This window comes from Streptomyces sp. NBC_01244, from assembly GCF_035987325.1.
Classification (GTDB): domain Bacteria; phylum Actinomycetota; class Actinomycetes; order Streptomycetales; family Streptomycetaceae; genus Streptomyces.
The window spans coordinates 5,588,358-5,609,438 of the sequence record NZ_CP108488.1; the positions used below are offsets into that span (position 1 = coordinate 5,588,358).

The following is a 21,081-nucleotide window of genomic DNA, read 5'->3' on the forward strand; positions in this document are numbered from 1 at the left end:
CTCGGTGCCGACATCCACCGCGAGGGCCGCGAGGGCCGCGAGGGTCGCGAGGGCCGTCCCGCGCCGAGCGTCCGGAGCGCGTGGGTCCCCGCCGGCTCCTGCGCGGGCAATACCCGCTACGGGCAATACCCGCTAGGCCGTGGGCATTCCCGCCGAGGCGTCCTCCAGCGTCCCGCGCAGTAGGGCGAGGGTGGATGTCAGCTGCTCCAGTGAGCCGGCCGTCAGCGGCTCGGCGAGCCAGGTGCGCAGCCCGTCCTCGAAGGTGGGGGTGGCGGCGGCCAGCAGCTCGGCGCCCTCGGGGGTCAGCTCCAGCAGGGACGAGCGGCGGTTGCTGGGATTGGGCCTCCGGACCACCCAGCCCGCGGCCTCCAGGCGGTCCACCCCCTTGCTGGTCGCCCCGACGGTGATGGCGGCCTCCTCTGCCAGGTCGTTGACCCGGCAGCCGTCCCGACCGTCGATGATGCGCAGGAATTCGTACTGACCCATCGTCAGGCCGTGTTCCGCGCGCAGTCGTTCGCCCAGCGCGTTGTAGAGCCTGGTCTCGTAGCGGACGAGGTCCGTGAACACCTGCGTGAGGTCGGTCACAATCTGCTCCAGATTCAAGGGAATGATATTCCTAGGAATATAGTTCCTAGTGAAGAACATCGCTGCATCTGGAGGATCGCATGAGCAAGGCACAGAGCGCGACGATCGACGCCCTGATGCGGCAGGCCCCGTTCGACGGCAGCCTCCCGCCGGAGCAGCTGCGCAAGGCCTTCGAGATCCAGATGACCTCGGGCCCAGCCCCGGCCGGGGTCCGCGTCACCCCCTCCGTCCTCGGCGGGCGTCCTGCCCTGACCGTCGAGCCCGAAGGAAGCCCCGCTGCCGGGACGATCGTCTACTTCCACGGCGGCGGCTGGGTCTTCGGCTCACCTGCCACCGCCCTACAACTGACCGCCGCACTGGTGCGCCGCACCGGAGTCCGCGCCGTCTCGGTCGACTACCGGCTCGCCCCCGAGCACCCCTTCCCCGCGGCCGTCGAGGACGGCCTCGCCGCCTATCGCGACCTGCTGGACCAGGGTGTTCCGGCCGACCGGATCGTGCTGGCCGGGGAATCCGCCGGCGGCGGCCTCGGCATCACCACCCTGCTCACCGCCCGCGAGGCCGGCCTGCCGATGCCGGCCGCCGCGGTCGCCCTCTCCCCGGGCCTCGATCTCACCCTCTCGGGCGAGAGCATGGCCACCAAGCACGACGCCGACCCGCTCTTCACCCGCGCGGACCTGGCCACCGTCTTCGCCCACTACCTGGCCGGACAGGACCCCGAGCAGCCGCTGCTGAGCCCGGCCCTCCACGCCGACCTGACCGGACTGCCCCCGCTGCTGCTCCAGGCCGGTTCCAACGAGGTCCTCCTCGACGACGCCACCCGGTTCGCCGTCCGGGCGGCCGCGGCCGGGGTCGACGTCCAGCTCGACGTCACCGCCGACGTCCCCCACGTCTTCCAGGCCTTCGAGGGCATGCTGGACGAGGCCGACGCGGCCCTGGACCGCGCCGCACGTTTCATCACCGCCGCACTCGCCGAGACGGTCGGCTGATCGGCCGGGTTGGGTTGGCTGGGTTGGGTGGGTGGCTTGGCTGGGTTGGGTGGCCGGGTGGGTTGGGTGGCTCGGCTGGGTGGCCGACGCGGACCCTACGCCCCGCCCGACGCGATGCGGTACGCCCCCGGGGTCGTGCCCGTCCAGCGGCGGAAGGCCCGGTGGAAGGCCGTGTCCTCCGAGAAGCCGAGGCGGGCCGCCAGTTCCGCGATGGGTTCGCGGCTCTCCGCCAGGCCGGCTATCGCCGCATCGCGCCGTACGTGGTCCTTCAACTGCTGGAAGGACGTGCCCTCCTGCTGGAGCCGCCGCCGCAGCGTTGCCGGTGACACCGCCAACCGCCCTGCCACCTCGCCCAGTTCCGGCAGCCGCGGCGAACCGCGCAGGGCCTGGGTCAGGGTCCGGCGGACCTGCTCCGCGACCGTGGTCCCGTACGCCGGTCGGGACAGCAGGTCGAAGGGGGCCCGCCGGAGCATCGCGTCGAGCGCGGCCTCGTCCCGTACCAGCGGGGCCGTCAGCCAGTGCGCGTCGAAGGCCACGGCCGCGCCCGTGCGGGCCTCGCCGAAGCGGACCGGGCAGTCGAAGAGCAACTCGTACTCCGCCTCGTGCGGCGGCGCCGGATACGCGAAGGAGGCGTAGGCGAGGGGGATGCGCCGGCCGATCAGCCAGCTGCTCAGCCGGTGCCAGATGGCGAGCACGCACTCGGTGAGGAAGCGTTCCTCGTCCCGCGCGAAATCATTGCGCACCGCGAACCACGCCTGCCCGCCCTCGACTTCGAGCGCCAGCTCGGGCCCGCCCGGGAACAGCCCGTAGAAGGTGGCGGAGCGTTCCACCGCCGCACCGAGATCGCGGCAGCCCAGGGAGGCCCTGCACATCATCGCGAAGGTCCCGGGCCGGCTGGGGACGGTGGACAGGCCCAGGAACTCGTCCTGCGTGGCCCGGTACAGCGCCCGGAACAGCCGCGCGAACTGCGCGGGCGTGACCCGCGCCCGGTCGTCGCCCAGCAGCAGCGGAGGAATCTGCGCCTCCTGGAGCAGCGGCACGGTGTCCAGCCCGCTGCCGCGCGCCCCCGCGAGCACGGCACGCACGTGGTGCACGGTGACCGTCCGCCTCCCCATGGGGTCGACGGTAGCCGCAATGAGCGCTGAGGTCAGCGGGGGTGACGCTTCCGGTCATGCCGCGGACACCTCCCCGGTGCCTAGCGTCATCGGTACGACCCGAGGGGAGGCGAGCCGATGAGCCCGATGAGTGGGATGAGCCCGGTGGGTGGGACAAGCCCGGTGGGTGGGGTGGGCCCGGTGGGTGGGACAAGCCCGGTGGGTGGGGTGGGCCCGGTGGGTGGGACAAGCCCGGTGGGTGGGGTGAGCCCGGTGGGCGGGGTGGGTGGGAGCGAGGCGGATGGAGCCGTGCGGCCGCGCACGCTGGCGGTGTTCACGGAGTGGACGGGCGAGCGGTACGCCGCCGAGACCGCGCTCCGCCGGAGCGATGGCCACGGGGGCTGGGTCACCGTCTCCTACGGTCAACTGCGCGCCCGTGTGCGGGAGTCCGGGCGCGCCCTGCTCGCCCTCGGGGTCGCCCCCGGCGAGCGCGTCGCGGTGCTCGCGGAGACCCGGCCGGAGTGGACGTACACCCACTTCGGGGTCCTGGCCGCGGGGGCCGTCCTCGTGCCGGTGTACCCGACGGCCGGGGAGGAGGAGCTCGCCTGGGTGCTGTCGGACTCCGCCGCCGTGGTGGTGGTCTGCGACGACGCCGCGCAGGCGGCCCGGGTGGAGTCGCTGCGCCCGAAGCTCCCCGCGCTGCGCGCCGTGGTGGAGATGGACGGGCTGCGCACCCTCCCCGACCCGGCGCCGGAGGCTGAGCTCCTCGCCCGCGCCGCCGCGGTGGACCCCGCGGCCGACGCCTCCATCGTGTACACCTCGGGCACCACCGGCCTGCCCAAGGGCTGCCGCCTCACGCACGCGAACCTCGGGGCGATCCAGGACGCCACCCTCCCTCTGGTCAAGGGCGGCCCGGGGGACTCCACGTACCTCTATCTCCCGCTTGCCCACCTGCTGGCCCAGCTGATCCAGTTCACCACCCTCCTGGAGGGCGGGGAGCTCTACTACTTCGGCGGCCGCATCGAGGACGTCATCGGCGAGCTCGCCCAGGCCCGGCCGACCCATCTGCCGTCCGTGCCCCGACTGTTCGAGAAGCTGCACTCGGTGGTCCTCTCCCTCGCGGAGTCCCAGGAGGGCGGCGGCGACCGCTTCGCGGAGGCGGTACGGCTCGGGCTGCTGGCCGCCGATGGCCGCCTGCCGGCCGAGGACCGCGCCGCCCACGAGGCCGCCGAGAAGTCCCTGTACTCCCTGGTCAGGGGGGCCTTCGGGGGCCGCCTGAAATGGGCGCTGACGGGTGGCGCCCCGATCGCCCCGGCCACCCTCGACTTCCTGCGCGCCTGCGGAATCGCGGTCTTCGAGGGCTACGGCATGACGGAGTCGGGCGGGGTCATCAGCCTCAACCACCCGGACGGGGTGCGCTACGGATCGGTGGGCCGCCCGATCGCCGGGTGCGAGGTCCGCATCGCCGAGGACGGGGAGGTGCTGGCCCGGGGCCCGATGATCTTCCCCGGGTACCACGCCAACGACACCGCGACGGCCGAGGCGCTGGACGGAGAGGGGTGGCTGCACACGGGCGACCTGGGGGAGGTGGACCCGGACGGCTACCTCCACATCACCGGCCGAAAGAAGGAGCTGATCATCACCTCGGCGGGCAAGAACATCACCCCGACGGAGCTGGAGTTCGCGGTGCAGCGCTCGCGCTACGTTTCCCGCGCCGTCATGATCGGCGACCGCCGCCCGCATCCGGTGGCCCTGATCACCCTGGACGCGGAGGAGATCGCCGCCTGGGCCGCCCGGGAGTCGGTGACCCTGGACCCCGCCGCCCCCGGAGACCACCCGGCCGTACGGGCCCTCGTCGCCGAAGCGGTCGAGGCGGCCAACGCCACGGTCTCCCGCCCGGCCCGCGTCCGCGCCTTCCGGGTCCTGCCGGGGGAGTTCACCGTAGAGGCGGGCACCCTCACCCCGACCCTGAAGCTGCGCCGGAGGGCGGTGGCGGAGCGGTACGCGGGGGAGATCGAGGAGCTGTATGGGTAGGGGGCTGCGGGTGGGGTGGTGGCTTTGACAGTGGTTCGGGGGGCGTCCCGGTAGTCCAGTGTTCTTTCGGCGTGGGCCGGTCCCTCAAGGGCGCTCCCTGCGGTCGCGTCGCTTCGCGATGGCCTTCGGCCACCCTTGACCGACCGACCCACGCCGAAAAGCCACAAGACTTCCGGGATCCCCCGGGGAACGGCCGGGAGGGAAGCGTGGGGAGGAGCGGCCTCGTCTGACATGCGCAGCCCCCAAGGGCCGGTGGTCATCTGGACACGGCCCCGGCAGGACCGTGACCTCGGCCGGTACGAACGCGCGGGGCGATCAGAGCATCCAGGACCGGGCGTCTGGACACCCTTCCCGTGACCGTCGACCGCCGACATGAGCGGAGGGGGGACGGGAAGGGCTTCAGGGCCGGTGGGCGCATCAGATCGCTACGCGGTCCGTCTCGGCTTGGCGGCTGACCGCCGTCTGGGGTGGGGGCGACCTGCACCGAACACCCGTACCAGGAAGGCTGCTTAGAGTGATCCCATCGACCGGCGGGGGAGCCGGTCAGGGAGGGGAGAGCCATGGCATTCCGTAAGTTCCTCAGCGCCCTCGGCGTCAACGCGCCGAGCGTGGAGACGGTGATCGAGAACCCGCAGGTCAGTCCGGGCGGGACCCTGCGCTGTGTGGTCACCGCCGTGGGCGGCGGCGTCGATGTGGACATCGAGCGGGTGCGGCTGGAGGTGGTCGTACGGGCCGAGGACCACGAGTACAACCACAAGACCGCCTGGAAGCACCCCTACACCGTGGTGACGGCCGATCTCGAAGGCTTCCGGCTGCCCGCCGGTGAGACGGTGACGGTCCACGGCGAGGTCGTGCTGCCGTGGGAGATGCCGCTCACGCACGCCCTGGGCGCGCCCATCGCGGGCGGCCGGGCCGCCGTCCGTACCGAGCTGGCCGTCGACAAGTCGGTGGACCAGGGCGACTTCGACGAGTTCGAGGTCCACGCGCTCCCGGCCCAGGACGCGATCCTCCAGGCCTACACGGATCTGGGGTTCCGCCTGCACGAGGCCGAGGTCAAGATCGGGTTCCACCCGACGATTGCGCCGAGCATGAAGTCCCGGCAGACGGAGAGGTACTGGCAGGAGATCGACTTCTTCCTCCCGGAGCACATGACGTGGGGGACCCTGGAGCTCGAGACGGTTTTCACCGCTCGTGAGGACTCCCTCGATACCCACCCGGGCGGCTATCCGCCGGCCACGTTCTTCTATGACGACCTGGACCAGCAGGCCTGGACGGAGACCCTGGAGAAGCACGTGACCACGTACTGGCCGTCCTACAAGAAGTAGGCAGGCTGGCCTGGGAAAGCCGGCCCGGGGACCGATTTCACCCCTGGGCCGGTGCCCCGCTACCAGGCCGCCGCCGCCTTACCCGCACGCCTGCGGGCAGTAGTCCCGCGTACGTCACCAGCAGCGCCAGCCCGAGCAGGTAGGCGCCGATGTCGGCGCCGGTGTCCTCGTACTCGTCCAGCGAGTACAGGTCGCCCTTGCGGTCGCCTTCGGCGAGCACCCAGCCGCTGTCCCAGCCGAAGCCGGTCTGCGGGTCGTAGGCCGGGGCTTTGAGGAGGGCGCCCCGGTCGGTGTGGCACCGGTGGGCGCCCTCGCGGTCCCGCTCGGCGTACGGGTCGCGCCAGCGCACCTCGCAGCGGCCGTCCGGCTCCTCGCTGAGGACGGTCAAGTCGATCTGGCGAAGCTCGGGACGCGGGGTCGCCTCGAGCAAGGCCACCGACATCCCGATCAAGGCGATTCCGGCCACCAGGACACCCCACCGGGACCACCATCGTGCTCTGACCACCCCCGCCGCCCCCTTCGTCCGCGTGGGGACAGGATGAGGCGGAAAGGGCCACATGGCCAGAGCTCGGTGCCTACAGCTCCGCGACCCCGCCGAGGAACGCGGCCCAGGCCCCGGGGGCCACCGCGAGCTGAGGTCCGGCCGGGACCTTGGAGTCCCGGATGTGGATGGAATCGGCGCAGCCGGCGACCTCTACGCAGTTGCCGCCCTCACCACTGCTGTAGCTGGACTTCCGCCAGTCGAAGGCGACTTCGAGGCACTCGCCGCCCTCGCCACCGCTGTAGCTGCTCTTGAACCAGGCCAGGTGTGTGGTGTTCATAGTTCTCCCAGCAACTTCTCGATCAGGGCCAGTGACTCGTGGGGCGTGAGTGCCTGTGCCCGGATGATCCCATAGCGCTCGGTGTAGATCCTCACCCGTTCGGGGTCCGTGATGAGGTTCGCGTGGCCGTATGTCTCCGTGTAGGCAACCTCGTTGCGACCCTTGGGGCGGAGGAGAGTGAACGCGCCTTCCAAGCCAGGGTGTTCATCCAGCTCCGTCGGCATCACCTGAAGGTGCACCGTGCGAAGGCGACCAATCTGGAGGAGTCGCTGTAGTTGCTCCCGACGGACCTCTGGTCCGCCCGTGAGGCGGAGCAGGATGGAGTGTTCAAGGACAAAGCTGAAGGTGGGGGCAGGCCACTGTTCAAGGATCGCCTGTCGGGCTAGTCGGTCTGACACCCGCTTCTCGATGGTTCCCTCGTCCAGCACCGGCCGACGATGCCTGAACACGGCCCGCGCGTACGCCTCGGTCTGGAGGAGTCCGGGTATGGCCTGGGCGGCGTAGTAGTGCAGGGCCACAGACCCAGCCTCCGCGTCCGCGAACTTCCGGAACCAATCCGGGTGGCGGGTCCGCGCCCGCTTCAGCGCCTCCTTCACGTCCGGGACGGCCGCTATCAGGACGCCCCCGGCGCCGAGCGCGCGGTCGACGTTCTCGAGGAAGTCCGGCTGGGGTGTTCGTACGCCCCGCTCGATGGAGGACACCAGGTCCTCTCCCACATGGACGAGCGCCGCGAGTTCCTTCTGCTGCAGGCCCGCCCGTTCCCGCAGCACCTTGATGATTTTGCCGAGCGCCTTGAAGAGGTACGCGGTGCCGTCGACCTCCACGGGTCGCTCCGGCTCTTCTTCGCGCTCCGACAGGTCGTTCATAGGCTGAACCGCCCTCGTCCGTACGGGCCGTACACGCAACCGCCGTCAGCCCTACGGGGGTTCCCCGTAGCGCCGGCGTTGCTGGAAAGCGTACGGCGGAGCGGCCACGCTCGGTGAGGTGACGACCGAATTGAGTGACATGGCACCGGCGGAGTTCCGGCAGCGCCTCTCCGCCACCCCGCGCGGGGCGCGGCTCGCCCGGCGGCTGGCCGGGGTGCAGCTCGCCGCCTGGGGGATCCCGCACGGCTGCGGCCTCGCGGAGGACGTGGAGCTTGTGGTGGGGGAGCTCGCAGCGAATGCCGTGCTGCACGGGCGGGTGCCCGGCCGGGACTTCGAGGTGCGGCTCGGCTACGACGGGCTCCGGGTCCGGGTCGAGGTGAGCGATGCCCGGGGGGACCGGCTGCCGCCCGAGGGGGAGGCGGCCGTGGATCCCTGGTCGGCGGAGGGCGGGCGCGGGCTGGTGCTCGTACGGGCCTTGGCGCGGGAGTGGGGCGTCGAGCCGAGGGAGGGGGGTGGGCCGGGGAAGACGGTGTGGGCGCGCCTTTGAGCGTGGGGGTCGCGGCCGGGCCTGCGCACAGTCTGGCTGATCTCCGTCTCGTGCGGGAGAGCACTATCCCTCCCCGGCCTCCCGGCGCCAGTGGGCGAGGCTGGACCTGCTTCTGAGTGTGAGGGGGTGGCCCGGTCCCAGCACTCGCAGGAGGTCCTCCAGCAGGGCGGTGAGTTCGGCGGCGGCGCCTCTCGGATTCCCCGTCCTCCCGCGCAAGTGGGCGAGGTTGTAGCGGGTGGTCAGGGTGTCGGGGTTGTCCGGTCCCAGGACCCGCAGGTAGTCCTCCAGCAGGGCGGTGAACGCGGCAGCGGCCCCGGACGGATCATCCGCCTGCCCGCGCCAGCCCGCCAAGTTGTGCCGCGTGGAGAGGGTGCGGGGGTGGTCCGGGCCCAGTATCCGAAGGTAGTCCTTCAACAGGGGGGCGAACGCGCCAGCGGCCCCCCTCGCGTCCCCTGCCTCTCCGAGCCAGTGGGCGTGGCTGGAACGGGTGTTGAGGGTATCGGGGTGGTCCGGGCCCAGTGCCCACAGGTAGTGCTCCAGCAGGGCGGCGAACGCGGCAGCGGCCCCGGATGGATCTCCCCCCTTCCCCTGCCAGTGGGCGAGGTGGGAACGGGTGGTGAGGGTACGGGCATGGTCCGGGCCCAGCACCCGCAGAGAGTCTTCCAGCAGGGCGGCGAACGCGGCGGCTGCCCCCGTTGCATTCCCCGCCTCCCCCTGCCAGTGGGCGAGGTTGGAACGGGCGCCGAGGGTGTTGAGGTGGTCGGGGCCCAGCACCCTCAGGTGGTCCGTGACCAGGAGCGAGGCGGCCTCCGAAGCCTCGGCTGTGTCCCCCGCCTGCCCCCGCCACCGGGCGAGGTCGTTGCGGCTGACGAGAGTACTGGGGTGGTCCGAGCCCAAGTAGCGGGTGGCGGTGTTCGTGAGGTGCTGGAGGTGGTGGATGGCGGCAGCCAGTTGCCCGGCCTGTCCGAGGCTTTCACCAAGGCGGTACAACACCCAGTGGACGGCAGGCTGGTGCAGGGCGCCTCCCGCGCACGCGATCAGGGCGGTGGTGTTGGCGCGCAGAGCGCTGGCCAGGCCGGCGTCGCGTTCGGTGTCGGGCCAGGCGGCGATCAGGGCGTCGGCGGCGATGCGCGCGAGTAGGTCCCGGTGGTCCGGATGGAGTGGGTCGCGGAGGGCCCGTTGGACGATCTGGTGGACGCGTACGTCCTGGTGGGCTTCGGCGGGGGAGTGGTCGACCAGGCTCAGACGGTGAAGGGTCCGCAGTGCGCCGGTCATCTCCTCCTCGATGACCGTGGGGGGTTCCGGGGTCGGACTGTCGGGCCGGAGGGACCGGTGGGCGGTGAGGTACCTGAGGACCGGATCGCCGGTCAGGACCCGATCCGGGATCCCGTTCGGGTCGAGCATCGCGGCGAGCTGGAGCATGGGACGGGCCAGGCCGACCGGGCGGAGTTCGTCCGCGCGGTCCACCGACAGGGACCAGGCGGCGGCCGCGGGGGTCGACTGGTCGTCGGGCAGGTCGCCGGGCTCGGGGAGCAGGTCGGCCAGGTGGCGCGCGCGGTCGGCGAGGCGGGCACGGTAGCGGGCGACCGTGATGTGGGTGTCGATGAGGTAGGCGGCGGCCTGGGACAGGGCGAGCGGCAGGTGGCCGAGGTCCTCGGCCAGGGCGGCGAGGTTGCCTTCGGGTTCGTGGCGTCCCTGGGCGGCCAGGGCCTGTTGGAGGTGGGCCGTGGCCTCGGCCGGGGTGAACAGGCCCACCGGGACCAGGCGGCCGTGGGTGGCGAGGGCGGCGTCGCGGCGGCGGGTGGTGACCAGGGTCCGGCCGCGGGCATGGGTGGGCGGCCACAGGGCGCGCAGGTCGGCCGGGTCCGCGACGTCGTCCAGGACGATCAGCCAGCGGGGCCGGCCCGGTGCGGGTTCGAGCCAGGCCAGGAAGGCGTGTGCGGCCCGTTCCGGGTCGGCGGGGTCCGTGTGGAGGATGTCCGCGGCGGCCTGGGCGTAGGCGTCGATGACGGCCTGGCGGGTGGCGGCGGTGACCCAGACGAGTAGCTCGACCTGGCCGTCGGCCCAGGCGTGGCGGGCGTGGTCGGCCGCGAGTTGGGTCTTGCCGACCCCGCCCATCCCGGCCAGGACCTGGCACAGGACCGCTGTGCCGCCGCCCTCCACGGCGGAGCGCAGCCGGTGCACCTCGGCCCGGTCCTGGAACGAACCGGCCCGGCGGGGGATCACCCCGACCTGGTGCGGCCAGGAGACGGCATGCCGGGCGGCGGCCTGGTAGGTGACCTGGCCGATGTGCTGCGCCGCCAGGCTGCCCTGCCCGGCGTGCACGAATACGCCGCCGGCCGGTGGCGCGGTGGCGGGGAGGCTTGGGAACGCCGGTCCGGTCAGCCCTGGGACGGATCCGGCACCGGAGGGGGGCCGATGTGCGCGCCCCCGTGCAGGACGGCCGCCGCGATCGATCCGCCCTCGGCGCTGACGCGGATGTCGCCCCCGGCCGCGACTCCGCCGGCCCCCGCCGAGACCCGGCCGGCCTCCGCGGTGTCCTCCAGCAGGGCCCGTAGCCCGGCGGCCGCGTCGGTCCGCCCGGCGTCGTCGAGACTCTCGAGCAGATCCTCGAAACGGGTGCGCCAGACCTGTGCCTGGAGGTTCTGTTCCTGCTCCGATCCGCCGGCGGCCGCGAGTTCGGCGGCGGTGCGGTCCAGTCGCTCCAACTGGATCCGCTCGCGCTCGCCGTCGCCCCGCCCGAACCACCGCGCGACCCGGTCGCGGACTTCCGTCCACGCGTCCGTCGTCGCGGCCTGCACGACTGCGGCGCCCCCCGCTGCGGCCAACGCCGCCAACGATTCGGCCAGCATCTCGTACCCACCCCCATGTCCCGGATCCCTCGTACGCGGCCCTCGACGGGTCACGAGCCACGTCCGAACGTACTTCTGCGCAGCGGCGCGCACGGCCCTTTCGGCCAAGAGAGCGCGAGGCCGCAGCCGTCGGGTCCGGGGCCGTCATCATGGATCCCATGACGAACGACGGGGAAGCGAAGGGCGGTCCGGTGTCGTGTCCGGGCTGCGGGACGGGGGACAACGTCCCGGTCGCCGCGGTGCAGCGGGGCAAGGACCGGATCCGGCTCGCCCCGGCACCGAACAAGACCGGCGACGGCTGCGCGAACTTCATCGAGGGCACCGTGATCGCCGGGCTGGTCGCCTGCGCGGGCGCGTACTACGCCGACGACCGGGACTGGCCCTGGCTCCTGCCGGCGGGGATCGTCGGTGCGCTGCTCGTGATGGTGGGGACGATCGCCGTGATCCGCAGCGAGGGCAAGGACAAGCGGCGGGTGGAGGCCGGCGCGGACCGGGCGGCCGAGGCCGCCGCGGGGGCCCGGTACTGCGCGCCGTGCGACGGGGTGTTCTACCCCTCGGGCGGTCCGTGGCAGGGCGTGGCGGCCCCGGAAAGGTTCCGCCACCACGTCTGGACGGCCGGCGGGTACGGGGACCAGCTCGACGAGAAGGAGAAGGCGGCGGCCGGGGAGGGGGAGACCTCTTGAGCCGCCCCGCTACTTCAGGTTCTCGGAGATCAGCTTCTTGAACTCGTCCTGGGTGATCGAGTCGATGCCCTTGCCCGAGTTCACCGTGAGCTTCGTGCCGTTGACGGAGACGTCCGGCGTGCCCTGCATGTTCTGGTCGTAGAAGGCCTGGCCGACCTTTTCGACCCACGGCATGTACGTGAGTTCCTTGACCGCCTGGTTGAAGGCGGGTGTCCGCAGTCCCGGGACCTGCTCCGCGAGCTCCAGCAGGGTGGCCGTGGAGCCGAACTTGTCGTCCGATTCCTTCTCCGGGTGGTTCTTGTAGAGCACCTGGAGGTACTCCATGAACTTCTCCGGGCTCTCGTTGACCGCCGCGCCCAGCGCGTTGACCGCACGCTTGGAGCCCTTGCCGCCGCCCAGCGCTTTGTCCAGGAACGTGGCGAAGTGGTACTCGACGCGGTACGTGCCCGCGTCCGCCTGCTCCTTGATGGTCTTCCCGAGGCCGATCTCGACGCCCGCGCAGTAGGGGCAGCGCGGGTCGAGCCAGACGGAGAGGACGTTCTTCGCGTCGGCCTTGCCGTACGGGATCACGATCCCGTCCTTGCCGGTGGTGTTGGCCGGCTGGACGAAGGGCTTGCCGGCCGCCTCGTCGGCGGAGCCGCCGGAGCCGGAGGAGTTCGCCGCGTACATCCCGATGCCGACCGCGAGGGCCAGTACGGCGACCAGCGCGCCGCCGATCAGCACGCGCCCGCGCAGCTTCTCGCGCCGGGCCAGGGCCTCGCGCTCCTCGCGCATCCGGTCGCGGGTCTCGCGCCGCTGGTCCTTCTTGCTGCTTGCCATCCGTCAAGGATAAAGACCGTAGAGCACCCAAGCAGGTGCCATTGGTGCGAATCGGGCGGAGACCTAAGTCCTTTGTCCGTTTCGGGACAAGGTCCTGTGGAAGGTCCTGTGAAGGGCAGGCGAATGGTGGGACACATCTCCCGGGGCGGCGGTGAGTCGCGTGCGAAGAACTGATAGACAGTTAACCTCCACGGCCCGATCGGCCGTCCGCGCGAAGACGTATCGGGGCGCGCGGAGCTTCATACGACTTTTTTACGTTTTACGGTGGCCCGGATCGGCCGCCGCTCTGGGGGGATCGCCGCACTGTGAAGCCACTTCACCGTCACCTCGTCAACACCTCGCGCAAAGTCATGTGCACGGCCGCCCTCGCGGCCAGCCTGACCACCGCCGCGGTCGTGACCAACACGCCGATCGCGGGCGCCGGGGAAGCCGAGCCGACCCCCGACAGCCCCCAGGCCGCCGACCGCGGTGACGCCCGGCTGGAACTCCCCGACCTGGTCGCCGACCCGCCGCCCGCGCCCCCCGGCGCGGCCAGCCCGGGCGGGGCCACCGCCGGCATACCCGCGACCGCCCTCGACGCCTACAAGCGTGCCGAGATCTCGGTGGGCGCCGCACTCCCCGGCTGCCACCTGCCCTGGCAGCTGCTCGCGGGCATAGGCAGGGTCGAGTCCGTGCACGCCTCCGGCTACGGGCTCAAGGCGGACGGGTACACCGAGAAGCCGATCCGCGGGCCGCGCCTGGACGGCAACGGCTTCGCCGAGATCAAGGACACCGACAAGGGCGAGTGGGACGCGGACCCCGAGTACGACCGCGCGGTCGGCCCGATGCAGTTCATCCCCTCGACCTGGTCGACCTGGGGCGCCGACGGCAACGCCGACGGCAAGCGCGACCCGAACAACATCTACGACGCCGCGCTGGGTGCGGGCCTCTACCTCTGCGCGGGCCAGCGCAACCTCACCGACGCGGGCGACCTCGACAAGGCGATCCTCAGCTACAACAGGTCGCGCGAGTACGTGAACACGGTGCTCGGCTACATGCGCCAGTACCAGGCCGGCCAGGGCGCGACCCCGGTGCCGAACCCGCCGTCCGGCAACTACCCGACGCCGAACCCGCCGCACCTGCCCACGCCGCCGGCCCCGCCGGCACCCGTGCCGACGCCGACCCCGACTCCGACGCCGCCCACGCCGACTCCCACGCCGACGCCGACCCCCACGCCGCCGCCTAAGCCGACGCCGACGCTGGACAAGCTGGTCCGGATCGGCACGAGGGAGCTCACGGCCGAGGCCGGGACCGAGTTCCCGCGCACCCCGCTCATCAAGGCGGTGCTGTCCAACGGCATGCCGGCCGTCAACCAGGCCGTCATCTTCTCCCTCGACGACGACACCACCGGCCACACCGTCTTCGCGGCCGACGGCAAGGACTTCGCGGTCCTCAGCACCAACGAAAAGGGCCTGGTCAGGGTTCCGAAGCTGAAGGCCGGCCGCAAGGCGGGCGACTTCACCCTGCGCGCCTCGGGCTACGCGGCTTCGTCCGAGGTCTCCGTGAAGATCGCCGGCAAGGTCACCCCGGCCAAGCCGGTACCGGTCCCGGAGGCGGACAAGCTGGTCCGCAGCGACGCGAACGCCGGCAAGCCGCTCACCGCGGAAGCCGGGACCGGGATCAAGGGCGTGCAGTTCCTGGCGACGGCGAAGGACAAGGCGGTCGCCGGAGCCAAGGCCACGGCCGGGCTGGGCACCAAGGCCGCGGACGGCACGTGGACCCCCGCGGACCCGGCCAAGGCCGGGGAGACCCCGTACTTCCTGGACAAGGACGGCAAGAAGCTCACGGAGCTGGCGCTCCCGGCGACCGGGGCGGACGGCAAGATCGACCTGCCGGAACTGTCCACCACCGGCGTCGCCGCGGGCACGTACACGCTCCGCGTGCGGATCTCGGACCAGGCGGTCCTCTTCCTGGAGATCACGGTCACCGAGCCCCCCGTCACCGAGCCCCCCGTCACCGAGCCCCCGGCCACCGAGCCCCCGGCCACCGAGCCTCCCGCGACGGCCCGGCCGACTCGGAAGAGCTAGTCCCTCGGGGCGTTTCGCTCCGTATACGGCAAAGTGCCCCCCGGCACCGTTCAACGGTGCCGGGGGGCACTTTGCCGCCGGCCCGGGTTTCGCGGCCCGGCCGGGGCAAAAGGCAGGAGCCCCGTCGACTCTGCTCGCGCAGAGAAGACAGGGCTCCTTGGGTACTGCATATCCAACCGCGATTGGTTGGCCCAGGCGACTAGGCCGGGGTGACGTTCTCCGCCTGCGGGCCCTTCGGGCCCTGGGTGACGTCGAAGTTCACCAGCTGGTTCTCCTCAAGGGAGCGGAAGCCGGCGGCGTTGATCGCGGAGTAGTGGACGAAGACATCCGGGCCGCCGCCGTCCTGGGCGATGAAGCCGAAGCCCTTTTCAGCGTTGAACCACTTGACGGTTCCGGTAGCCATGAGCCCTCCTATGGGCCAAAGGGTCGCCCTGCTCCAGAACCTGCTAAGAAGTCTGAAAACTACAAAAGCCTGCGGGTCACATTCTCCGCAGGCCTCGTACTGCAAGGGAAACCAAACTGCAACTTGCGTCGAGCCTAGCACGCACCCTGCGGCCGAGACCAGAGGGAAAGATCACGTCACTCGGACGTTTGAGACCCGCCAGACGGCTGACGGAGACGCGGGGGCTAGTCTCGCGATGTGGACGCCTATCGCAGCCGGCCCCGTGTCGGCCACATTCAGTTCCTGAACTGCCTGCCCCTCTACTGGGGGCTGGCCAGAACCGGCACGCTGCTGGACCTGGAGCTGACCAAGGACACCCCGGAGAAGCTCAGCGCGAGCCTCGTCCAGGGCGGCCTGGACATCGGTCCCATCACCCTCGTGGAGTTCCTCCGCAACGCGGACGAGCTCGTCGCCTTCCCCGACCTCGCGGTCGGCTGCGACGGCCCCGTCATGTCCTGCGTGATCGTTTCGCAGGTCCCCCTGGACCGGCTGGACGGCGCCCGCGTCGCTCTGGGGTCCACCTCGAGAACGTCCGTACGCCTGGCCCAGCTGCTGCTCGCGGAGAAGTACGACGTACGGCCCGACTACTACACCTGCCCGCCCGACCTGGGGCTGATGATGCAGGAGGCGGACGCGGCGGTGCTGATCGGCGACGCCGCGCTGCGGGCCTCGCTGCACGACGCGCCCCGGCTCGGGCTCACCGTCCACGACCTGGGGGCGATGTGGAAGGAGTGGACCGGACTGCCGTTCGTCTTCGCCGTCTGGGCCGCCCGCAAGGAGTACCTGGAGCGCGAGCCGGAGGTCGTGCGCAAGGTCCACGAGGCCTTCCTCGCCTCCCGGGACGTCTCCCTGGAGGAGGTCGGCAAGGTGGCCGAGCAGGCGGCCCGCTGGGAAGCCTTCGACGCGGAACTCTTGGAGCGCTACTTCACGACGCTCGACTTCCGCTTCGGCCCCGACCAACTGGCCGGCGTACGTGAATTCGCGCGGCGCACGGGACTTACGACGGGCTATGCGCCCGATGTGAACGTGGAGCTCCTGCCGGTGGCCGTGCCGGGTCATTAGTGCGGCTTATGCGGGTATTCGCCTTTCGCCTTTCGCGTGCGTCCTTCCGCGGAGCGGAATGGGGCGGAAGACGAATGCCCGCCGTCCACCGCGAATGCGTTCTGCTTTCGCCGCCCCCGCGCGGGAGCGGATGCCGGCCGGCTTCGAACCGGCCCGCCCGGCGGGTGCGGCGGCCTGAGCCGGAGCGCGCCCCGGGGACAACCGCCCCTGCTACCGTCCATCGCCAAGAAGCGGCGGCGCGGGGGCGAAAGCTGACATGGACATTGTGGGATTCGTTGCCGGGGTCACGCTCTGGGGCGCACTGACAGGCCTCCTGCTGCCCCGCGCCGTCTACCGCCTCGCGGTCGAGGCGGACCTGCCCCGGCGCTCGGCCTGCCCGGCCGGGCATCCGCTGACCGGCCCGGCCCGCGGCTGGCTGGGCCTCGCGGTCTGCCCCCGGTGCGCGCCGCCCGCCCCGGGCAACCGGTTCCGCCGGCGCGGGGGCTTCGCGCCTGCGGGCGGGGCCGTGCTCGCGACCATCCTGGTGTGCCTCGCGCTCGGGGCCGGGGTGGGGGCGCGGCCCGAGCTGGCCGTCTGGCTGCTGCTGGCGCCCTTCACCGTGCTGCTCTGCCTCGTGGACCGGGCCGTGCACCGGCTGCCCGACGTACTGACCCTCCCGCTGGCCGCCGGGACCGCCGTCGCCCTCGGGGTGGCCGCCCTGGCCGGGGGAGCCGGCGGCTCCTGGACGCGCGCGCTGCTCGGCGGGCTCGCCCTCGGCGGCGCCTACCTCCTCCTCTTCTTCATCAACCCGCGCGGCATGGGCTTCGGCGACGTCAAACTCGCGCTCGTCGTGGGGCAGGTGCTCGGCTGGTACGGGTGGCCCGTGCTGCTCGCCGGCACCTTCGCCGCGTTCCTCGGGGGCGCCGTGCACGGCCTCGCCCTGATCGCCCTGCGCCGGGCGGACCGCAACAGCCCGATCCCCTTCGGCCCGTTCATGGCGGGCGGCGCCCTCGCGGGCGTGGTCTGGGCGGGCCTCGGCCTCGGCGCCGCGGCGGGCCTCTGAGCGGGCCTCCGTACGCACCGGTAGGGGGTCAGGGCCGGGGAGGGGGCGGCTGGCGTAGGCTGGATCGGTCCGGCGTCTTGGCACAGCCGAACGCCGACCGGACGCCAGCCGAACGACACAGCCGAACGACCCAGGCGAACGACACAGCCGAACGACACAGCCGAAAGGTGACGCACCGGTGACCGACCAGGCCGCTCTCCAGTCAGTCCTCGACCGAGCCGCCGCTGGGGGCCGGATCACCAGGGAAGAGGCGCTCGACCTCTACCGTCACGCGCCGCTGCACGCCCTCGGCCAGGCCGCCGATGCGGCCCGCCGGCTGCGCTACGCCGGTACCGAGCACATCGCGACGTACATCATCGAGCGCAACATCAACTACACCAACGTGTGTGTGACGGCGTGCAAGTTCTGCGCCTTCTACGCGGCCCCCAAGGACGTGAAGAAGGGCTGGTCCCGCGATCTCGACGACATCCTGCGCCGCTGCGCGGAGACCGTCGAGCTGGGCGGCACGCAGATCATGTTCCAGGGCGGCCACCACCCGGACTACGGCGTCGAGTACTACGAGCACCACTTCTCCGCCATCAAGCAGGCCTTCCCCCAGCTGGTCATCCACTCCCTCGGCGCGTCCGAGGTCGATCACATGGCCCGGATCTCCAAGGTGTCGGCGGAGGAGGCCATCCAGCGCATCCACGCCGCCGGTCTCGACTCCTTCGCGGGCGCCGGCGCCGAACTTCTCCCGGAGCGGCCGCGCAAGGCGATCGCCCCGCTCAAGGAGTCCGGCGAGCGCTGGCTGGAGATCATGGAGATCGCCCACAAGCTGGGCGTGGAGTCCACCTCCACCATGCTGATGGGCACCGGCGAGACCAACGCCGAGCGCATCGAGCACATCGCGATGATCCGGGACACGCAGGACCGCACGGGCGGCTTCCGCGCCTTCATCCCGTACACCTACCAGCCCGAGAACAACCACCTCAAGGGCCGGACCCAGGCGACCGTCTTCGAGTACCTGCGCATGATCGCCATCGCGCGGCTCTTCCTCGACAACATCGCCCACATCCAGGGCTCCTGGCTCACCGTCGGCAAGGAGGCGGGCCAGCTCTCCCTGCACTACGGCGCCGACGACCTCGGTTCGATCATGCTGGAGGAGAACGTGGTCTCCTCGGCCGGTGCCAAGCACCGCTCCAACCGCATGGAGATCATCGACCTCATCCGCAAGGCGGGCCGCGTCCCGGCGCAGCGCGCCACGACGTACGAGCACCTCCTCGTGCACGAGGACCCGGCGAACGACCCGGTCGACGACCGCGTGGTCTCGCACATCTCCTCCACCGCCATCGAGGGCGGTACGGCCCACCCCGAGCTGAAGCTCATCTCCTCGAACTGAGCGCCCGTGCTGACGATCCACACCGCCGAACTCCTCGTGACCGGGCCCTCCGGTCAGGGACCCGCGCCGCTGCCCGGCGGCGCGGTCCTGGTCGAGGGCGACCGCATCGCCCGGGTGGGCCCGTACGAGGAAGTCGCCGCGGCCTATCCGCACGCGCGCGCCCGCAGCTGGCCCGGGGTGCTGACCCCGGGGCTGCTGGTGCGCGGCGGCGACGAGCTGCTCGAGCGCACGTACTACCCGGACGACCCCTACGAGATCACCGAGCTCGGGGCCGAACCGATCAGCGGAGCGGCGGCGTTGGCGGACCTGAAGATGACGGAGCCGCGCTGGGGCAACAGCGCGCGGCGCGGTACGCAGAAGCTCCTCGCCCGGGGGGTCGTCGCGGTGGCCGGCCGCTTCACCGGCCCGGCCGTCCGTACGGCCGTGGTCCGCTCCGGGCTCACCGTCGTTCCGCCCGCTCCCTACGAGGGCCCGGCCTCCCTGGACCCGCTCGCCGGCCGCACCGCGGCCGAGGAGGCCTTCCACGGAGTCCTGGAGCCGGGCGCCCCGGCGCGGTTCGCGGTGTTCGCGGTGGCCGGTCCGATGGAGCTGCTGGTGGAGGGCCCGACGAGCTGTGTGGCCACGGTCATCGGCGGCAGGCTGCTGCACCGCCGTCGCTGAGCCCGCAGGCACACGTACCCGTACGGGCGGCCGGGTGCGGTGCCCGGGGGCCTGCGAGAATGACGGGGCGGTCCGCAGGACCCTGCCGAACCGTTCGCCGAACCATTCGCACCGCACCCGAGGGGCCCACGCCAGTGACATCCGCTTCCCTGGACAAGCAGCCGCACGAAGTCGCCTCCATGTTCGACGGCGTGGCGGCGAACTACGACCTCACCAACGACGTCCTCTCCCTCGGGCAGGCCCGCCTGTGGCGCAAGGAGGTCGCCAAGGCGGTCGGCGCGCGCCCCGGGCAGCTCGTCCTCGACCTGGCCGCCGGCACGGCCACGTCCTCGCTGCCCTTCGCCGCGACCGGCGCGTACGTCGTGCCCTGCGACTTCTCCCTCGGCATGCTCCGCGAGGGCAAGAAGCGCAACCCCTGGCTCCCGCTGACGGCCGGCGACGCGACGAAGCTGCCGTTCAAGGACGACTCCTTCGACACCGTCACCATCTCCTTCGGCCTGCGCAACGTCCAGGACACCGACGCCGCCCTGCGCGAGCTGTACCGGGTCACGAAGCCCGGCGGCCAGGTCGTGATCTGCGAGTTCTCGCAGCCCACCTGGGCCCCCTTCCGGACCGTGTACACCGAGTACCTGATGCGCGCGATGCCGCCGGTCGCCCGCGCGGTCTCCTCCAACCCCGACGCGTACGTCTACCTCGCCGACTCCATCCGCGCCTGGCCCGACCAGCCCGCACTGGCCGCGCTGCTGCAGAAGGCCGGCTGGTCCAAGGTGGCCTGGCGCAATCTGAGCGGCGGCATCGTCGCGCTGCACCGCGGCACCAAGCACGCGTAGTACGGGGCTGCGGAGATGGACTACCAGGCCCTGCTGGAGCAGGTCGCCACCGACATCGCCCCGCTGATCGGCAGCGGCGCCACCGCCGAGTACATCCCGGCGCTGGCGTCCGTCGACCCGCGGCAGTTCGGGATGGCCATCGCCGACCTCGACGGCAACGTCTTCGGGGTGGGGGACTGGCACACGCCGTTCTCCACCCAGTCCATCACCAAGGTCTTCGCGCTGGCCCTCGCGCTCGCCGAGGGCGGCGACAGCCTGTGGGAGCGGGTGGGCCGGGAACCCTCCGGCAACCCGTTCAACTCGCTCGTGCAGCTGGAGTACGAGAACGGCATCCCCCGCAACCCCTTCATCAACGCGGGCGCGCTCGTCGTCACCGACCGGCTCCAGACGCTGACGGGCGACGCGAGCAGCGAACTCCTCGGCTTCCTCCGGGAAGAGAGCCAGAACCCGGACGTCGCCTTCGACGCGGAGGTCGCCGCCTCCGAACAGGAACACGGCGACCGCAATGCGGCCCTGGCCCACTTCATGGCCGCCTACGGGAACATCGACAACCCGGTGCCGACGCTGCTGGAGCACTACTTCTGGCAGTGCTCCATCGAGATGAGCTGCGCCGACCTGGCCCGCGCCGGCCGCTTCCTGGCCCGGCACGGACTGCGCGCGGACGGCTCGCGGCTCCTCACGCGCAGCGAGGCGAAGCAGGTCAACGCGGTGATGCTGACGTGCGGGACGTACGACGCGGCGGGGGAGTTCGCCTACCGGGTGGGCCTGCCCGGCAAGAGCGGCGTGGGCGGCGGCATCGTGGCGGTGGTGCCCGGCGCGTGCACGCTGGCCGCGTGGAGCCCCGGTCTCGACGCCCAGGGCAACTCCGTGGCCGCGGTGGCCGCCCTGGACCGCTTCACGACCCTGACGGGCCTTTCCGTTTTTTGAGCCCCGACGCGCCGCCCCTCCCACCGCTGCGCGGGGTGCCGTCCGGCGGGTGCGGCTGCTTC

Annotated in this window: 21 protein-coding genes; 12 read left to right on the forward strand and 9 right to left on the reverse strand. The window is 71.9% G+C overall.

Annotated features, from left to right (window positions below; translation table 11 throughout):
• Positions 1-132 precede the first annotated feature (132 nt).
• Positions 133-585 (reverse strand): MarR family winged helix-turn-helix transcriptional regulator, encoded by a 453-nt coding sequence (locus OG247_RS25270; RefSeq protein WP_327254395.1) that lies wholly within the window; start codon positions 583-585, stop codon positions 133-135.
• Positions 586-665: 80 nt separating this feature from the next.
• On the opposite strand from OG247_RS25270, the gene OG247_RS25275 reads away from it, so the two are divergent.
• On the forward strand, positions 666-1,571 hold the full coding sequence (locus tag OG247_RS25275; protein ID WP_327254396.1) for an alpha/beta hydrolase: 906 nt from the start codon (positions 666-668) through the stop codon (positions 1,569-1,571).
• 95 nt (positions 1,572-1,666) lie between these two features.
• Here the strand turns inward: OG247_RS25275 and OG247_RS25280 are convergent, their stop codons facing one another.
• Complete coding sequence (locus OG247_RS25280; RefSeq protein WP_327254397.1) at positions 1,667-2,686, reverse strand: AraC family transcriptional regulator; 1,020 nt, start codon at positions 2,684-2,686, stop codon at positions 1,667-1,669.
• 288 nt (positions 2,687-2,974) lie between these two features.
• Between OG247_RS25280 and OG247_RS25285 the strand changes: the two genes are divergently transcribed.
• Together OG247_RS25285 and OG247_RS25290 are read left to right on the forward strand one after the other, a co-directional pair.
• Positions 2,975-4,699, forward strand: coding sequence for an AMP-dependent synthetase/ligase (locus tag OG247_RS25285; RefSeq protein WP_327254398.1), 1,725 nt, complete (start codon positions 2,975-2,977; stop codon positions 4,697-4,699).
• Between the two features lie 560 nt (positions 4,700-5,259).
• Positions 5,260-6,024 carry a sporulation protein gene (locus OG247_RS25290; RefSeq protein ID WP_327254399.1) on the forward strand — a complete coding sequence of 255 codons (765 nt, stop codon included), beginning with the start codon at positions 5,260-5,262 and terminating at the stop codon, positions 6,022-6,024.
• Positions 6,025-6,061: 37 nt separating this feature from the next.
• On the opposite strand, the gene OG247_RS25295 is transcribed toward OG247_RS25290, so the two are convergent.
• From OG247_RS25295 to OG247_RS25305, 3 genes are all read right to left on the reverse strand, one after another.
• Positions 6,062-6,529 (reverse strand): hypothetical protein, encoded by a 468-nt coding sequence (locus OG247_RS25295; protein WP_327254400.1) that lies wholly within the window; start codon positions 6,527-6,529, stop codon positions 6,062-6,064.
• Between the two features lie 70 nt (positions 6,530-6,599).
• Positions 6,600-6,845 carry a DUF397 domain-containing protein gene (locus tag OG247_RS25300; protein WP_327254401.1) on the reverse strand — a complete coding sequence of 82 codons (246 nt, stop codon included), beginning with the start codon at positions 6,843-6,845 and terminating at the stop codon, positions 6,600-6,602.
• The gene (locus tag OG247_RS25305; protein ID WP_327254402.1) at positions 6,842-7,711 is read right to left on the reverse strand and encodes a helix-turn-helix domain-containing protein; all 870 of its coding nucleotides are present in this window, start codon (positions 7,709-7,711) and stop codon (positions 6,842-6,844) included. Before OG247_RS25305 ends, OG247_RS25300 begins: the two co-directional genes overlap by 4 nt.
• Before the next feature lie 139 nt (positions 7,712-7,850).
• Between OG247_RS25305 and OG247_RS25310 the strand changes: the two genes are divergently transcribed.
• Positions 7,851-8,258, forward strand: coding sequence for an ATP-binding protein (locus OG247_RS25310; protein WP_442813654.1), 408 nt, complete (start codon positions 7,851-7,853; stop codon positions 8,256-8,258).
• A gap of 63 nt (positions 8,259-8,321) precedes the next feature.
• Here the strand turns inward: OG247_RS25310 and fxsT are convergent, their stop codons facing one another.
• Both fxsT and OG247_RS25320 read right to left on the reverse strand, forming a co-directional pair.
• Positions 8,322-10,583: an FxSxx-COOH system tetratricopeptide repeat protein gene (gene fxsT, locus OG247_RS25315; protein WP_327254404.1), complete on the reverse strand. Its 2,262-nt coding sequence runs from the start codon at positions 10,581-10,583 to the stop codon at positions 8,322-8,324.
• Positions 10,584-10,639: 56 nt separating this feature from the next.
• Positions 10,640-11,110: a hypothetical protein gene (locus OG247_RS25320; RefSeq protein ID WP_327254405.1), complete on the reverse strand. Its 471-nt coding sequence runs from the start codon at positions 11,108-11,110 to the stop codon at positions 10,640-10,642.
• A gap of 158 nt (positions 11,111-11,268) precedes the next feature.
• Here OG247_RS25320 and OG247_RS25325 point away from each other — a divergent pair, with 158 nt between their 5' ends.
• The gene (locus OG247_RS25325; RefSeq protein WP_327254406.1) at positions 11,269-11,793 is read left to right on the forward strand and encodes an MrpF/PhaF family protein; all 525 of its coding nucleotides are present in this window, start codon (positions 11,269-11,271) and stop codon (positions 11,791-11,793) included.
• A gap of 9 nt (positions 11,794-11,802) precedes the next feature.
• Here the strand turns inward: OG247_RS25325 and OG247_RS25330 are convergent, their stop codons facing one another.
• A complete protein-coding gene (locus OG247_RS25330; protein ID WP_327254407.1) occupies positions 11,803-12,612 on the reverse strand; it encodes a thioredoxin domain-containing protein in 810 nt (269 codons plus the stop codon).
• A gap of 305 nt (positions 12,613-12,917) precedes the next feature.
• Here OG247_RS25330 and OG247_RS25335 point away from each other — a divergent pair, with 305 nt between their 5' ends.
• On the forward strand, positions 12,918-14,678 hold the full coding sequence (locus tag OG247_RS25335) for a lytic transglycosylase domain-containing protein (protein WP_327254408.1): 1,761 nt from the start codon (positions 12,918-12,920) through the stop codon (positions 14,676-14,678).
• A 199-nt stretch (positions 14,679-14,877) separates the two neighbouring features.
• Here the strand turns inward: OG247_RS25335 and OG247_RS25340 are convergent, their stop codons facing one another.
• Entirely contained in the window at positions 14,878-15,081 is a 204-nt protein-coding gene (locus tag OG247_RS25340; RefSeq protein ID WP_112451444.1) for a cold-shock protein, read from the reverse strand.
• A gap of 237 nt (positions 15,082-15,318) precedes the next feature.
• Between OG247_RS25340 and OG247_RS25345 the strand changes: the two genes are divergently transcribed.
• The 6 genes from OG247_RS25345 to OG247_RS25370 all read left to right on the forward strand — a co-directional run bounded on the left by OG247_RS25345 (position 15,319) and on the right by OG247_RS25370 (position 21,019).
• Complete coding sequence (locus tag OG247_RS25345) at positions 15,319-16,182, forward strand: menaquinone biosynthetic enzyme MqnA/MqnD family protein (protein ID WP_327254409.1); 864 nt, start codon at positions 15,319-15,321, stop codon at positions 16,180-16,182.
• 256 nt (positions 16,183-16,438) lie between these two features.
• A complete protein-coding gene (locus OG247_RS25350; protein WP_327254410.1) occupies positions 16,439-17,224 on the forward strand; it encodes an A24 family peptidase in 786 nt (261 codons plus the stop codon).
• Positions 17,225-17,402: 178 nt separating this feature from the next.
• Positions 17,403-18,602, forward strand: a complete 1,200-nt coding sequence (gene mqnC, locus OG247_RS25355) for a cyclic dehypoxanthinyl futalosine synthase (RefSeq protein WP_327254411.1) — start codon at positions 17,403-17,405, stop codon at positions 18,600-18,602.
• A gap of 6 nt (positions 18,603-18,608) precedes the next feature.
• Positions 18,609-19,262, forward strand: a complete 654-nt coding sequence (locus tag OG247_RS25360; protein WP_327254412.1) for an imidazolonepropionase-like domain-containing protein — start codon at positions 18,609-18,611, stop codon at positions 19,260-19,262.
• 134 nt (positions 19,263-19,396) lie between these two features.
• Complete coding sequence (locus OG247_RS25365) at positions 19,397-20,092, forward strand: demethylmenaquinone methyltransferase (protein WP_327254413.1); 696 nt, start codon at positions 19,397-19,399, stop codon at positions 20,090-20,092.
• 15 nt (positions 20,093-20,107) lie between these two features.
• Positions 20,108-21,019: a glutaminase gene (locus tag OG247_RS25370; RefSeq protein ID WP_327254414.1), complete on the forward strand. Its 912-nt coding sequence runs from the start codon at positions 20,108-20,110 to the stop codon at positions 21,017-21,019.
• The last annotated feature ends 62 nt before the right edge of the window (positions 21,020-21,081 follow it).